Raw genomic sequence first — 15,036 nt, forward strand, 5'->3', positions numbered from 1 at the left:
AATCAGCATTATGAAAAGAATATTGAAAAATATAGTACAATGGGCGCTTATTCCGGTGGTTCTGCTCAGCTCCTGCAGCGATGACTTCGTGAACACAAAGCCACTGGGAGAGGTCAGGCAGGACGAAATATGGAAGGATGCCGCCCTTTCGGAAGCCTTCGTTACCGAGTTATATGTCGGGCTGGGTGTTGGCGGTTTTGATGAACAGATGCTTGCTTCGCTGACCGATGAGGCGCTCTTTACCCATCCTGGAAGGCAGATCAATATTATTACCGAGTCGCTGTCTGATCCTGCTAATCCGGGCTGGACAAACACTACCTACCACTGGAACAACATGTATGCCCGGATACGGGCCTGCAATATCGGCTTGAAGAACCTCGAGACGGCAACCTTCTCTGACGAGGCCTTGAAGAAACGTTTGACAGGTGAAACGCATTTTATGCGTGCTTACTTCTATCATCAGTTGCTGCGATACTACGGAGGTGTGCCGATCATAGAGAAGGTCTATGAATTAGGAGAAACCGACTATACTTCAGCCCGCAATACCTTTGAGGAATGTGTCAATTTTATTGTGAAGGAATGTGATGTTGCTGCAGAAATGCTGAAGGGAACAAGTATGCCTAAAGGGCGTGCGACTGATGCAGCTGCGTTGGCTTTAAAGTCGAGAATCCTGTTATATGCCGCCAGCGACCTGCACGACATCCCGACAGCAAAAACCAAATCGACCCTTATTTCCGGTTTCTCAAAGCCGGAGCTGCTGGGCTATGTGAGCGGAAACAGAACTGAGCGCTGGCAAAAAGCAAAGGATGCAGCGCTGGCGGTGCTCAACCTCCCTGCGTTCGGCTATATGTTAAACCTCAGCGCTCCTGTTACTCCTGAGCAGGGCACGCAGAACTATCAGGCGATTGCCATGGGCGGAGGAAGCAATGTGATCGCAAAAGAAGGGGCATCTGAACTTATCTTCGCCCGCTATTTCGTAGATGCCCGGGATGAGAGGGGCGCCTGGGTAGGCCGCGATAACGGGCCGAACGGCTACCACAACTGGGCAGGCAACACGCCTTTGCAGAATCTGGTAGACGATTATGAAATGATTGACGGAAGTCGGTTCGATTGGAATAATCCGGAAATGGCCTCACATCCGTACAAAGACCGCGATCCCCGTTTCTATGCTACCATCCTTTATGATGGTGCGAAGTGGAAGCCGAGGACTACAGATGTGAAGGGGAAGGATCCTTATGATGAGATCCAGACCGGTCAGTATCAGATCGGGAGCGCAGCTAGCCCGACTACCTACTTTGGTCTCGACGCACGCAACAGCAGCGTGGAAGACTGGAACGGAACGAGAACCGGCTATTACATGAAAAAGTTTGTCGACCCTAATCCTGCCATTGTGAACCAGTTCCACCGCCAGCAGATCCCCTGGCCATTCTTCAGATACACGGAAGCTGTATTAAACTATGCAGAAGCTTGTATTGAGCTGGGACAGGATGCAGAGGCGAGGGCCTGGCTCAACAAAATTCGCTTCAGGGCTGGCATGCCTGCAATTACCGAAAGCGGAAATGAGCTGCGTGAACGGTACCGGAATGAACGCAGGATAGAACTTGCTTATGAAGAGCATCGCTTTCATGACGCCCGGAGGTGGATGATCGCCCCTTCAACAATTGGCGAAAAAGCGAGGATCATCAGGGTGGAAGGGAAACTTAAGCCGGGTAAGTCTGTCACCATTTATCGCTATAGCGAGGAAAACTACAACTACACGTACACTGCACAAGATGTAGATCCGGGTATTGAAAACCGCAAGTGGAACGATAAAATGTACTTCCTCCCGATCTACCGCGAAGAGGTGAACAGGAACAATAAACTGGTGCAAAATCCCGGATACTGAGCGCCATGAACGATTTGCGCAGCAAATCGGTGCTGTTTGAATGATGATGGTAGGTCCATCGGTATCGGCTTACAGGAGCAGGTATCAAACCGCTGCTAAGTTGCTTTGGTAAAGAGCCAAGGTGGGAAGCGTTAGCAGAAAAGGCATCACAGAGGTGTCAGGTAAGTATAAAGAAGACGAATGAAAATGAACTGCCGAAGAGGCGTCGAAAGGATTAGATGATGTCAAAAGTAAAGTACAGTATCACTTTATTATCAGTTGGGAGGACAACCTGTTTACTGTCCCGGCGGCATCCGGCGTATAGGCAGCGTGAGCTTTATACAGGCATTCAAACGGAACTTGGGAACCTGTGGGAACGATGCGAAGAGAAAAGGACAAGCGGAAGAACCCGCAAGTCCGAAAGTATCGATGCGTTCCACAGGGGCAGAGCCACCCGTAGTAGTGATGACTGCTTTGGAAACATAGCAAGAGCGAAGGGGGGCGTTATCAGGCGCTGTACATTAATAGAAACTGTTTAAGGGGCAACCTACAGGAGGTATAAGATATGTACAGGCCAAAACCAAATTGTATTTCGAGAAAGTCGGTGCAGGAAGCCTACTTGAAGATCAAAGCCAATAAAGGGGCAGCAGGTGTAGACCAGATGAGCATGGAAGCTTTTGAAAAAGAGCGACAGAAACATCTGTATAAGCTCTGGAACCAAATGAGTTCCGGCAGCTACATGCCCCCTTCAATCAAGTTGGTGGAGATACCCAAGAAAGATGGCGGTAAAAGGCCATTAGGCATACCCACCATAACCGACCGTATCGGACAAGCGGTAGTAGCGGAGAAATTGGGAAAGGTGGTCGACAACCTTTTCCATGATGATTCCTACGGCTACCGAGCTAGGAAATCTGCACTACAGGCAGTTGCCAAAGCACGTGAAAGGTGCTGGGAATATCACTGGCTGCTGGATGTAGATATCAAAGGGTTCTTCGACAACATTCCGCATGACTTGCTTATGCTGGCAGTGGAGAAACATGCAGAGGAGCAATGGATGGTACTGTACATCAAAAGATGGCTGGTAGCCCCCTTGCGACTGGAAGACGGAACAATAGTACCACGGACGAAGGGTGTGCCGCAAGGCTCCGTTATCGGCCCGATACTATCGAACCTCTACCTGCATTACGCAATGGATATGTGGCTGATGGCCAACTATCCTGACCTTGCATTCGAACGCTATGCGGACGATGCGGTCATTCATTGCAGAACCGAAGGACAAGCCATCCGCTTAAAGGAGTTATTGGGCAAACGGTTGAAAGATTGCGGGCTGGAAATGCACGAAGACAAAACAAAAATAGTCTTCTGCAAAGACAGTAACCGCAATGCGAAAACGCCAAAAATAGTGTCGTTCGACTTCCTTGGTTACACGTTCAAGCCCAGACAGGCACAGAACAGCCAGCGAAAAGAAAACTTCACTTGCTTCTTGCCGGGAGTAAGCACAAAAGCATTGACAGCAATGAATAAAAAGCTGAACGAGATGCCGATACTGCGCATACCGGGCATTGAGATAGAAGAAGTTGCCAAAACAATAAATCCTGTCCTGCAAGGTTGGGTCAACTACTACGGGAAATTCTATAGTGCAAAGCTAAGAAGCTTTATGCAAAGAATAAACGCAAAGCTGGCCAACTGGGCAATACGGAAATACAAAGGGTTAAGAAGCAGTGTGACCAGAGCAATGAAGTGGGTAAGCAGTTTATACAACCGCAAACCCAACCTGTTCGCTCATTGGACATTCGGTGCAAAACCCAAACTGGAATATAGATAACGGGAGCCGTATGCGCGGAGACGTGCACGTACGGTTCTGAAAGAATCTCAGGCTGAAATGCCTGGGTTTACTTACTGATGAAGATCATGTTTGCAAAGTCAGCAGTTATTGCCTCTTTTCTCAACCTGTCTGCCCTGATCCTCAGTGCCCAGGATAAGGACTTTGTTTCCTATTCGCAGGAAGTAAAAGGCACCAGCCTGAAGTTTGATATGGCTGCTATCCCGGGAGGAACGTTTACCATGGGCAGCAGGCCTGCAGAGAAGGGCAGGCGTGAAGATGAGGGCCCAGCCCACCAGGTCAACCTTTCTCCCTTCTGGATAGGGAAGTACGAAGTTACCTGGGACTTGTTTGAACCTTTCGTATACAAGCAGTACGAGGCAAGGCTGGCGCCGGGAAGTGTAAGCGCTGAAGTGGACGCCGTGACACGGCCGACCAAGCCGTACCTGGATATGACCTTCGGCATGGGAAAGGAGGGGATGCCTGCCATTGGTATGACCCAGCACGCAGCTATTCTGTTCTGCAAGTGGCTCTACACCAGGACCGGCATCTTTTTCCGGCTTCCTACGGAGGCCGAATGGGAGTATGCCTGCAGGGCTGGATCAGCAGAGCCCTATAGTTTTGGAAGCGACACGGCAAGGCTGGGGGAGTATGCCTGGTATGCTGCAAACAGTAGTGCGAAGACCCACCGGGTAGGCGAAAAGAAGCCAAACGCCTGGGGTCTTTTCGATATGCACGGCAATGTGGCCGAATGGACGGCAGACCAGTACATGCCCGCCTTCTATAAGCAGGGAAGCAATAAGACCTTGCGTGATCCCCTGGCAAAGCCCGGGAAGCTGTATCCGCTCTCTGTCCGGGGAGGTTCATTTGCAGACAATGCAAGCTCGCTCAGGTCGGCAGCAAGGAGAGGGTCTGATCCCGACTGGAAAAGGATCGATCCGCAGATCCCTAAAAGCAACTGGTGGTTCCCTGAAGCGCCGTTCCTGGGCTTCAGGGTTGTCAGACCAGCCGTTCCTCCTGCTAAAGAGGAAATTGAGAAATACTACAATACACCACCTATACCTGATTATTAACCAATATGCTATGAGAAAAAAAGATTTAAAACACCCGGGGACGGAGCGCCGCGACTTCCTCAAAGCTTCGGCACTGCTCGCCGGAGGCGCCCTCTTGTCGGGAATGCCCTTCGCGGGCGTATATGCGGGGGCATCAGACGTCATTAAAGTTGCGCTGATCGGATGTGGCGACAGGGGTACAGGTGCAGCCTTTCAGGCCTTGACTGCTAAGGCAAATGTACGGCTGGTGGCCATGGCCGACGCCTTTCAGGACAGGCTTGATAAGAGCTACCTGGCTTTGTCAACCAAGTTTGGAAAAGACAAGGTGAATGTGCCCGAAGGCCAAAGGTATGTGGGCTTTGATGCATTCAGGAAAGCGATTGCGAAGGCCGATGTAGTGATCCTTGCCACACCTCCCGGATTCCGGCCCATGCAGTTTGAGGAAGCCGTCAACCAGGGCAAACACGTCTTTATGGAGAAGCCTGTGGCAACAGACGCTCCGGGCGTGCGCAGGGTCCTGGCTGCTGCCGAGGAGGCCAAACGGAAAAAGCTGAATGTGGTGGTCGGCCTTCAAAGACGATATCAGAATAACTACCGCGAAACCATCAGGAGGATCCAGGACGGAGCCATTGGCGACATAGTAGGTGGACAGGTGTATTGGAACAGCGGGGGAGTGTGGGTCAGGCCCAGAGAGGCAGGGCAGACGGAAATGGAGTATCAGATGCGGAACTGGTATTATTTTAACTGGCTCTGCGGCGATCATATCGTTGAACAGCACATTCATAACATCGACGTGGCTAACTGGATCAAAGGCAGCTACCCCGTGTCTGCCTATGGAGCAGGAGGGCGCTTTCTGAGGACTGGCAAAGACTACGGCGAAATATACGACAGTCACAGTGTTCAGTTTACTTATGCCGACGGATGCAGCGTCATGAGCCAGTGCCGCCATTATGAGGGCTGTGCTAACCGGGTCGACGAAAGCTTTCAGGGGACAAAAGGCTCGGTCTACCTTTCGGCTAACAATACCGGGACCCTGCGCGATGGCAAAGGCAACGTCATCTTTGATCATAACGGCAAGATGGACCCCAACCCATATCAAACCGAACACGACGAGCTTTTTGACGCAATAAGCCACCGCGAGTACAAGTTTGAAGATGCTGACCGCGCGGCGCGCAGTACCATGACCGCCATTCTGGGTCGTCTGGCGTCTTATTCCGGGGCCGTTGTTAAATGGGATGAGGCCCTTAACTCGCAGGTCAGCCTCTTTCCTGATCAATTAGCCTGGGACGCCGTTCCAAAGGTAGTACCCGATGCAAGCGGAAACTATCCTGTGGCAATACCGGGTCAAACTAAAGTAGTATAACAAGTATTGCGTATGAAAAGATCCGAATTTATTAAAAGCAGTCTGCTTGCCGGCCTCGCCTTCAGCAACGGAGCCTATGCTTCTCTTGCCCGGGGCGGCAAAGCGGCTCCCTCGGGAAAGACCTTTAACCTGAACTACGCTCCGCACGAGGGGATGTTCGCCAACCTGGGCGGCAGGGATATTTTAGATCAGATCCGGTTCATGCACGATCGGGGCTTCCGTGCCCTGGAAGACAACGGCATGCTGAAGCGCTCTGCTGCCGAGCAGGAGAAGATCGGAAACCTGCTGAGCAAGCTGGGCATGCAGATGGGAGTGTTTGTGGTCGATGCAGGAGACAACTGGAAAACTTCGCTCACCACCGGGAAGCAGGAGTTTAAAGACAATTTTCTGAAAGCATGCCGCGAGTCGGTGGAAGCGGCCAGGCGCTGTAATGCCAGGTGGCTCACTGTGGTGCCCGGCTTCTATGAGCGGAGGCTGCCTGTTGGGATACAGATGAGCAACGTGATCGACGCGATGCGAAGAGGTGCCGAAATATTTGAACCTCATAACCTGGTCATGGTCATCGAAACCCTGAGCGACACTCCTGAACTCTTTCTGCAGAAGACCAACGAAACCTATCTGGTATGCAAGGCGGTAAGCAGTCCAAGCTGCAAGATCCTATACGATATCTATCACATGCAACGGACCGAAGGCGACATCCTTGCTACCATGGAACGGTGCTGGGATGAGATCGCCTACATCCAGATCGGTGACAATCCGGGAAGGAAAGAACCTACCACCGGAGAGATCAACTATAAGAACATTTTTAGCTTCCTCCACAAAAGAGGCTACAGGGGAGTCCTTGGTATGGAGCACGGCAACTCGTTGCCTGGCAAGGAGGGTGAAGAGGCACTAATAAACGCTTATCGGGAAGTGGACGGTTTTATTTAAACCGTCCCTTCCTGTACCACTTCTACATCTGCTGCGCTTACACAGACACTGTTTCCCTGGTATTCCACCCACACATCAGACCATCCGTAACTGTCGTAGCCCAGGAACTTCATGAAGGGTTGCGCAGGATCGAAATTTTCAAAGCCTTTTCCTTTGTACTTTAAGGTAGCGCCATCGGCGATTTGCGGGTTTTTATTCATAGAGGGTGAGTTTGGATATCCATAAGAACGTCAGAATGCTCCTTAAGTTGTATCGGGCCTTGTAAATTAGTTGCAGCATCCGCTGTGTTCGTTAAAAGTCATTTGTTGTTTCCGAATGCTTAAGGGCGTGCCGTTTGCCTTAATTTTGAAGCTGCAGGGTCTAAGGCCTGAAGTTGCATTTATAATGTTAGAAGTAGAAAGATGGCGTCAAATAAATTAAGTGAAATACCCTACTCTGTACTTGATCTTGCCACTGTGGCAGAAGGACAAACACCGGGTGATACGTTTAAAAGAAGTGTGGAGCTGGCCAGAGTGGCTGAGCAGGAAGGTTACCGCCGGTACTGGTTTGCCGAACATCACAACATGGTGAACGTGGCCAGTTCTGCTACCGCTGTCCTCATCGGCCATATTGCCGGTGCCACCTCTACCATGCGGATCGGTTCAGGGGGCATTATGCTTCCCAACCACGCTCCGCTTATTGTTGCCGAGCAGTTCGGCACGCTGGCCTCCCTGTACCCCGGAAGGATTGATCTGGGCCTTGGCAGGGCGCCCGGAACGGATCAGCTCACCGCCCTTGCTATCCGGGGCGAGAACTTTCACTCCCACCATCACTTCCCTGAAGATGTGGAGCGCATCCAGCGGTTCTTTTCGACCGATAATGCCCACGAAAAAGTAAGGGCCATTCCGGGAGAGGGCCTTGATATCCCGATCTGGATCCTGGGTTCAAGTACTGACAGTGCGCGGCTGGCAGCAGCAAAGGGGCTGCCCTATGCGTTCGCGAGTCATTTCGCTCCTGCACAATTCCTGGATGCCATCGACCTGTATCGCCGTAATTTTCAGCCATCGGAGGCTCTGAAAGAGCCCTATGTGCTCGCTTGTGTGAACGTGATTGCGGCCGACTCCGACGAGGAAGCCAATCGTCTTGCCACTTCACTTTATCAGTTCATCGTAGGGGTAGTTTCGGGTAAGCGCCGTCTCCTGCAGCCCCCTGTCGACTCCATGGATACGATATGGAATGAGTATGAGGCGCAGGCGGTACGCCAGATGCTGGGCTACGCTTTTATCGGCGGACCCGAGAAAATCCGGCAGCGCATCCACGATTTTGTTGCCCGCACAGCTGTTGACGAGATTATGACCACCACGCACATATATGACGTGGAAGCCAGAAAACGTTCTCTGCAGCTCTTTGCCTCCCTGTTCAGGGAAGTGTAGCAGGAGAACTGTAAAGAGGAAGAACGCGCTGAAAGTTTGTTTTTGTGAACCGGTATTTGTTCTGTTGAGGATGTTTGATTGCTATTTTAAGGCCTCAATCAGATCGCTTCACTAAGTTATTGGGATCATTAATTGTTTTTCAAAATGTCTCAGTGCGATCGTTTTGCTGAGTTTAAGTGGCCCTAAACAACATTTAAGCAAATTCAACTCCCGTCCGGGAGCGTAGCGCGTGAATATTCTTTGTGAAAGTCTGATTGTTTTTTAATTGCCACAAAGAACACTCAACCAGCTTTCATCTCCGTTTGTGAGCACAGCTCCATGAGTGTTTTTCTGGAAAGTGTATTCGCTCTTTAAAGGCCAAAAATAGTGTTCAAGAAAACTGACGTCCCATTTTTGCGTGCAGATAAGAATGTTTTTGGTAAAGTGATTTTTTGTCGTAACTTTCATTTAAAAACCTCAGTATAAGGATTATCAATCTTTTATACTATGAAATTACGATCAAGCTTACTTTTGATAGGAGCCTTAACCCTCAGCTGCTACACCACGGTCTCAGCAGATTCGAGGAAGTCTGGAGAGGGACTGTTCAGTCTGATAAAAACCCGTACTGAAAGTCTGAAGAACAACAAACTCCCGGATTTGGCTGCTGCCACTAGTAAGATCGCAGCGTTCTATGAAGATCACGGCTTGTGGAGCGCTTCTGCCCGCCACTACCGCGAAGCACTTGACCTGCAGGAGAAACTCGGCGACCGGGCCGGCGCCTCCAGATCTGTCATCCATCTTGCTTATACTTCACTTGAAAACGGCGACGATGCTGCAGCTCTTCGTTACGCCTCGTCCGCAGCTGAACTTTTCAGCAGCCAGGGCAGGAGAGATAGCGCGGCTTCTGCCTATGTTATGATGGCCGACCTGCACCGCGACCTTGGTAATTTTCAGAAAGCTGAAAGCCTGATCTTGCATCGAGCTTTGCCTATGTATAGAGGAGCAGGCAACGTTCGCGGAAGGATTAAGTGCTTCAGAAGCCTGGGGAATACCTACAGAAGACAGAAGCGTTACTCAGAAGCCAAATGGTTCTTTATTCAGGAGAATATGCAGGCACGCGAGCTCAGAAACAATCCTGGGATCATTAATTCTCTTACAGGCCTGGCTAGTGTAAAAAACGACATAAATGATCTCGACCTGGCAATCGCTGATTTAAAAGAAGCAGAAAAGCTGGCGCATGCATCCGGAAACAGTCCAGCTCTTGCAGACATTCACCAGGTCTATGCACTTATTTATCAGAAGGCGGGCGATGCGGGCAATGCAAAGAAGTATACTGACCTCGCTTCGGCCAGCAGACAACGCGCAAGGGCCAGCCGTAACGAAAAGAGGAGCGTAGGACTGGAACAAATTCGCGAGACCGAAGAACGGGTATTGAAAGCAGAAGCTGCGGAACGCCAGATACAGAGAAATGTCCCGTTGGTCAAGAAAGAGACGGTTCTGTCTGTTGATGCACCTCCTCCGGCAAAAGCAGTGTCCTTTGCTGTTGTCTGGAGCGTCATAACTTCCCTGCTGATTCTTTATATAGCCCGGGCTGTCGTGATGAGGGCTAAGATATAATTGTCGCATTTCACCCTCCACATTGTCTGATTTGCGCCCCTTTTTCTTGCTTTAAATCCTTTAGCTTAGGGCAGGAAACATTAAAAAATATGGCAGCAAAAGCAACAAGGATCGTTTACTGGACTACTACAGGGCTTATATTTCTGTTTGAAGGTGTAATGCCGGCCCTTACATCAAATACGCAGATCGCTATTGAGGGAATAAGGCATTTGGGGTACCCCGACTACTTTCGCATCTTACTTACGGTTTTTAAAGTGGCGGGTGCGCTGGTACTCATATTGCCTTTTGTCAGGCAACCATATAAGGAGTGGGCATATGCAGGCTTCGGATTCACTATGATCGCCGCCTGTGTCAGTCACTGGGCTGTGGACGGCTTCGGCGGCCAGGCGGTGTTTCCCCTGATCGTGTTCGCCATCCTCGTGGCCTCATACCACTCGTATCATCGGCTCGAAGTGCAGAGCAAGCTGTAGGAGCCGTTTGCAGGAAGGAGAGAAGTCCAATTGATTTAAAAGGAGACATTGACGTGATATTTATGTTCGAAAGTTCTGCTAATATTAGGCTCTAAATAGGGATAGCTCTATGAAAGATTTAATACGAGAACAATTGTGCCTGGTATCCGGGTTGCCGGAGTCCGCGTTTCCGGATCATGCAGACCTCCGCAAGGACGTCGGACTTGATTCAATTGCCATGATCGAAATGGTGACGGGTCTTGAAGATAAGTTTCTAATCTCCATTCCACAAAAAGACTACTTCAGGCTGAAGAGTATTGACAGCATCAACGAGTACTTGCATGAGCGGGCGGTAGAGACGCCCCAGTAGTTTTCAAGCTGCCAACAGGAGCCGGCTGCGCAAGCGCTGATCTCCTGAATGTTACGCCATCGATGTCGGGATCGTTTGCACAAATTTATTTGGCAGAACAAGGGCTTTTTGCCCCTAAACTCTTTATCATTGTTTCAGATTTTAATTGATCTAGCCATTAAAATCAGGCCGCGCACACACTTAAAGGGAGAAAAAGCCCTGCGGATAAGAAGGGTTAGACTTTAAATAAACGATAGGATGATGAGGAGCGTTTCTTCTTTTGCAACCATTTTTTTAGTAGCAGTTTCAGCCTGCAGGTTACCCGCCCAGGTGCCAGCGAACGGAGCGTCGCATGATATCGCGTGGTACACCAGCAACGCGCCCTTTAAGATGGCTGCTGTTGCAGAACCTGTAATTCCTTCAAAAACCTATTCACTGAAAGACTTCGGAGGGGTAGCAGACGGGAAAACGCTTAACACTGCCGCTTTTGCAAAAGCAATTGAGCAGTGCTCAAAGGGCGGAGGCGGCCATGTGGTGGTTCCCGCTGGTAAGTGGCTTACGGGCCCAATAGAATTAAAAAGCAACATCGATCTTCATGTTGAGGAAGGTGCAGTGGTACAGTTCAGTTCAGATCATGCCCAGTTCCCTCTGCGCGATAATGGTAAGAATAAGTATGATGTAACCCCTCCCATCTGGGGTACGAAACTCGAGAACGTTTCGATCACCGGAAAAGGTATTTTCGATGGAGCCGGGGAAACCTGGAGACCTTTGAAAAAAGTGAAAGTGACAGAGGAGCATTGGAACCGTGTAGTTAAATCAGGCGGCGTAGTGAGTGTCGATGGTAAGATCTGGTGGCCAAGCAGGGAAGCGATGAATGGGGAAGCATACCTGAAGAGCTTAAGCAAAAAGGAGAATGTTTCTGAACAGGATTATTTGCCTGCCCGCGATTACCTTCGTCCTAAGATGGTGGTGATCAGCAACAGTAAGAACGTCCTGCTTGACGGACCGACCTTCAGGAATTCACCTAATTTTATTATTAATCCTCAGCGTATCACCAACCTGATCATCAGGAATGTAAATGTGCACAATGATGGCTGGGCACAAAACGGAGATGGTATTGATATCAGCGCCTGTAACGGAGTGGTGATTTACCGTACTGTTGTGAATGCGGGTGACGATGGGATTTGTATGAAGTCCAGCGGCAGCACGCCCGGGAACGACGGGCTGCAGAATGTCCTCATCGCCGAGTGTAAAGTTTACGAAGGACACGGCGGCTTTGTGATCGGCAGCAATACCGATGGTGGTATGAAGAATATTTACGTGACCAATTGCCAGTTTGAGGGAACCGATATCGGTATTCGGGTAAAAAGTAATACCGGCAGAGGAGGTCTGGTTCGGGATATTTTCATCGATAATATCTTAATGAAGAATATCCTCCGCGAAGCGGTACTGTTCGATACCTACTACGAAGATGTGCCTGCAGGAAAGGAAAGACCCGCAAGCCGTATCTCCGGAAATAATGATAAGATCCCTGAATTTACAGGCTTCAGTATTAAAAACGTGACCTGCCTGGGAGCAAAGACAGCCATGTACTTCCGCGGATTGCCCCAGATGCCTGTCCACGATATCAGCTTTGAGAACGTGCAGATCAAGTCATCTGAAGGCGTGAAAGCGGAATGTGTGAAGAATATAAAATTCAAAAATGTGAAGCTGAATACAGGTGATAGCCCTGCTATCGATCCCGCTCAGCAGAGTAACTTCATCATCCTTTAATCCAGTTCGAATTAAGACAAAACCCTTGTAGTGTTTTTTTAAATAAACGTCGGCGCCGGAATGTATAGTCCGGCGCTTTTCTTTAAAACACCAACTGTTTTTCGGAGAGATGGAGGAACATCCATTCAATATGCAAGCCTGTATGGTGTGAAGCTTATGAATATTTTGCGCGACCTTTATTGTGACGTTTGGTGAAGTACTGCCTCTGCCGCGGGTACAGAGATTTTCCTTAGCTCCTGCCTTTATTAAAGGAGCTGGGCAGGATGCCATACTTCTTTTTGAAGGCGGCGGTAAAGTGATGCGGATTTTTGTACCCTACTTCGTGTGCAACCTCGCTGACACTTCGTTTCTGTTCCAGCAGGGTCTTTGCTCTTTCCATGCGATAGTCGGACAGGTAATTGAATACCGTCGTACCCAGCACTTCTCTGAATCCTTTCTTTAGTTTGAAATCGTTGAGGCCAACTTTGCGCGACAGCTCAATGAGCGAGCAGGGTGTGCGTAGGTTTTCTTCGATAAAGGCCTTCGCTTCGTAAATGCGGTCCACATCGCGGCCTCTCAAAAAGCTGGTGGCCGGCCGCTGGACGTGATGCTGATCCATCTGTTCGAGCTGAGAGGAGAGAAGTTCCAGTATTCTGGCTTCGAGCAGCAGGCGCTTAATTCCGCTTTTCAGATTGCCGCTTAAGATGGAGCTGATATGATGGTAAGTTGAGGGACTGGCCGGGAGGGGGGCTGATATGAAAGGCTTTTGCCTGCTCAGATGCAGGCCCAGATACCGGCCCGTAGCCTCATCAGGCCGTAGCAGACGCGAGAGGTACGACTCAGGCAGGACGATCATAAAGGCCTGCAAGGGACCATGTGAGTGCAAGTTCCTGATGAGGGACAAGGGATAATACAGACCATGCTGCCCGCCTGCCGCTTGCAGGTAGGTAATTTCACCGCTGGCATTTTCTGATTTTAGGGTCCCCTCAAATACACTATAAAGCGTTACATGCCGATCCGTGCTTCTGTTCAGGATTTGAATATCCGCTTGCCTGGCCTCAATGACTATGACGGTGATCCCCTCGAATGAGAACGTATGCAAGTCGAGCGACTCTCCGGTGTTCCTGCTTACCTGCAGATCGGTGCTGCTGCTGTGGTTCTCTAGTATGATCATATATCCATCTTGTGCTGTTTCCTGCACGCTTATTTCCATAAAATCCTTTCTGCGTTTAATTAAATCCCTGTCGCGTTGACTCTCCTTGCTTCTACGTCCCAAATTTGTACTTTATTTAGAATGATTACAAACAAGCTATGAGAAAAACGTTTATTTTATTCATGTTCCTGCTGTATGCAGGCCTGACCAACGGGGCAGAACGGATTGTCTCTTTAAGTGGTACACTGAGTGAGATGCTTTGCGCGCTGGGGCTTGAGCGCCAGATTGTAGGGGTGGATGTGACGAGCACCTATCCGGCGTCGCTCAAACAGAAGCCCAAAGTGGGGCACAACCGTAACCTGTCTGCAGAGGGCATTATTGCGTTGCAGCCCAGCCTTGTTATCGGGATGAAAGATCAGGTAAGTACGCAGCTGAGCCAGCAGTTGAAGTCGGCCGGTGTGAAAGTGGCTCTTTTTACGCAGGACCTGTCGCCGGCAGGTGTGAAGCAGCTTCTGAACCAGGTTGCAGCAGCGGTGGGTGCCACAGCAAAAGTTAAGGCGGTAGAGAGGCAGTTCGATGCCAAAATGAAGAGCCTGCAGGTGACGCCGGTTAACAAGAAGGTCCTTTTTATCTATGCCAGGGGCACAGGCACCATGATGGTGAGCGGCACAGGGACACCCATCGAAAAGATCATCCGCATGGCCGGAGCCCGGAATGCGGTGACTGAATTTTCAGATTTCAAGCCTCTTACTGCTGAGTCTTTGGTGGCGGCTAATCCTGACGCTATCCTGCTCTTCGACAGCGGACTGAAAAGTGTAGAAGGAGCAGAGGGGCTACTGAAGGTGCCCGGCATAGCTCAAACGAATGCCGGGAAGAACAAGAAAATTGTAAGTATGGACGGCGAGCTGCTCAGCGGCTTCAGCTTGCGACTGCCTGATGCGATCCGCGACCTCAGGAACAAAATCCTTTAAACAAATGAGAGCTGTCATACTGCTGAGTGCAATGCTTTGGGCGCTTGCGCTGGGTGCGCAGCCGCGCGGTTATAGCGCCGATTCTTCAAGGTTCAACAGGCCAAATGAGTTAAATGAGGTGGTAGTAACAGGTCAGTTTGAGGCTCAGTCGGCGAAGAACTCCGTATACATGGTCAGAACGATCTCTGCTGAGCAGATCAGGAAGAGAGCGGTCACCAGTGTGGTGCAGCTGCTTAGCTCGGAGCCTGGCATCCGGTTCAGTAACGACCTGGCTCTGGGAACGAGCGACATTTCCTTAATGGGAACCTCAGGAAAGGGGTAAA

General features: G+C 50.1%; 14 protein-coding genes. 12 read left to right on the top strand and 2 right to left on the bottom strand.

Translation table 11 applies throughout. The features are described 5' to 3' along the window. Window positions 1-10 precede the first annotated feature (10 nt). The 5 genes from ACES2C_RS14830 to ACES2C_RS14850 all read left to right on the top strand — a co-directional run bounded on the left by ACES2C_RS14830 (window position 11) and on the right by ACES2C_RS14850 (window position 7,031). Complete coding sequence (locus ACES2C_RS14830; protein ID WP_374163863.1) at window positions 11-1,885, top strand: RagB/SusD family nutrient uptake outer membrane protein; 1,875 nt, start codon at window positions 11-13, stop codon at window positions 1,883-1,885. A gap of 544 nt (window positions 1,886-2,429) precedes the next feature. Beyond that, window positions 2,430-3,689 (top strand): group II intron reverse transcriptase/maturase, encoded by a 1,260-nt coding sequence (gene ltrA / locus ACES2C_RS14835; RefSeq protein WP_374163864.1) that lies wholly within the window; start codon window positions 2,430-2,432, stop codon window positions 3,687-3,689. Between the two features lie 86 nt (window positions 3,690-3,775). After that, window positions 3,776-4,759, top strand: coding sequence for a formylglycine-generating enzyme family protein (locus ACES2C_RS14840; RefSeq protein ID WP_374163865.1), 984 nt, complete (start codon window positions 3,776-3,778; stop codon window positions 4,757-4,759). 10 nt (window positions 4,760-4,769) lie between these two features. Next, entirely contained in the window at window positions 4,770-6,101 is a 1,332-nt protein-coding gene (locus ACES2C_RS14845) for a Gfo/Idh/MocA family oxidoreductase (RefSeq protein ID WP_374163866.1), read from the top strand. A 12-nt stretch (window positions 6,102-6,113) separates the two neighbouring features. After that, window positions 6,114-7,031 carry a hydroxypyruvate isomerase family protein gene (locus ACES2C_RS14850; protein WP_374163867.1) on the top strand — a complete coding sequence of 306 codons (918 nt, stop codon included), beginning with the start codon at window positions 6,114-6,116 and terminating at the stop codon, window positions 7,029-7,031. Here ACES2C_RS14850 and ACES2C_RS14855 read toward each other — a convergent pair. Beyond that, complete coding sequence (locus tag ACES2C_RS14855) at window positions 7,028-7,231, bottom strand: hypothetical protein (protein ID WP_374163868.1); 204 nt, start codon at window positions 7,229-7,231, stop codon at window positions 7,028-7,030. The genes ACES2C_RS14850 and ACES2C_RS14855 overlap by 4 nt on opposite strands. 201 nt (window positions 7,232-7,432) lie before the next feature. Here ACES2C_RS14855 and ACES2C_RS14860 point away from each other — a divergent pair, with 201 nt between their 5' ends. From ACES2C_RS14860 to ACES2C_RS14880, 5 genes are all read left to right on the top strand, one after another. Next, on the top strand, window positions 7,433-8,443 hold the full coding sequence (locus tag ACES2C_RS14860; protein ID WP_374163869.1) for an LLM class flavin-dependent oxidoreductase: 1,011 nt from the start codon (window positions 7,433-7,435) through the stop codon (window positions 8,441-8,443). A gap of 486 nt (window positions 8,444-8,929) precedes the next feature. Further along, window positions 8,930-10,039 (top strand): hypothetical protein, encoded by a 1,110-nt coding sequence (locus ACES2C_RS14865; RefSeq protein ID WP_374163870.1) that lies wholly within the window; start codon window positions 8,930-8,932, stop codon window positions 10,037-10,039. Between the two features lie 89 nt (window positions 10,040-10,128). Next, window positions 10,129-10,509 (top strand): DoxX family protein, encoded by a 381-nt coding sequence (locus ACES2C_RS14870; protein WP_374163871.1) that lies wholly within the window; start codon window positions 10,129-10,131, stop codon window positions 10,507-10,509. A 109-nt stretch (window positions 10,510-10,618) separates the two neighbouring features. After that, on the top strand, window positions 10,619-10,858 hold the full coding sequence (locus tag ACES2C_RS14875; protein ID WP_374163872.1) for an acyl carrier protein: 240 nt from the start codon (window positions 10,619-10,621) through the stop codon (window positions 10,856-10,858). A gap of 237 nt (window positions 10,859-11,095) precedes the next feature. Then, entirely contained in the window at window positions 11,096-12,610 is a 1,515-nt protein-coding gene (locus ACES2C_RS14880) for a glycoside hydrolase family 28 protein (protein WP_374163873.1), read from the top strand. A gap of 229 nt (window positions 12,611-12,839) precedes the next feature. On the opposite strand, the gene ACES2C_RS14885 is transcribed toward ACES2C_RS14880, so the two are convergent. Next, window positions 12,840-13,802 (bottom strand): helix-turn-helix domain-containing protein, encoded by a 963-nt coding sequence (locus ACES2C_RS14885; protein WP_374163874.1) that lies wholly within the window; start codon window positions 13,800-13,802, stop codon window positions 12,840-12,842. A gap of 98 nt (window positions 13,803-13,900) precedes the next feature. Here ACES2C_RS14885 and ACES2C_RS14890 point away from each other — a divergent pair, with 98 nt between their 5' ends. Both ACES2C_RS14890 and ACES2C_RS14895 read left to right on the top strand, forming a co-directional pair. Next, on the top strand, window positions 13,901-14,713 hold the full coding sequence (locus ACES2C_RS14890) for a hemin ABC transporter substrate-binding protein (protein WP_374163875.1): 813 nt from the start codon (window positions 13,901-13,903) through the stop codon (window positions 14,711-14,713). A gap of 4 nt (window positions 14,714-14,717) precedes the next feature. Beyond that, window positions 14,718-15,035, top strand: a complete 318-nt coding sequence (locus ACES2C_RS14895; protein ID WP_374163876.1) for a hypothetical protein — start codon at window positions 14,718-14,720, stop codon at window positions 15,033-15,035. The last annotated feature ends 1 nt before the right edge of the window (window position 15,036 follow it).

This window comes from Arcticibacter sp. MXS-1 (assembly GCF_041902385.1).
Lineage (GTDB): Bacteria > Bacteroidota > Bacteroidia > Sphingobacteriales > Sphingobacteriaceae > Arcticibacter.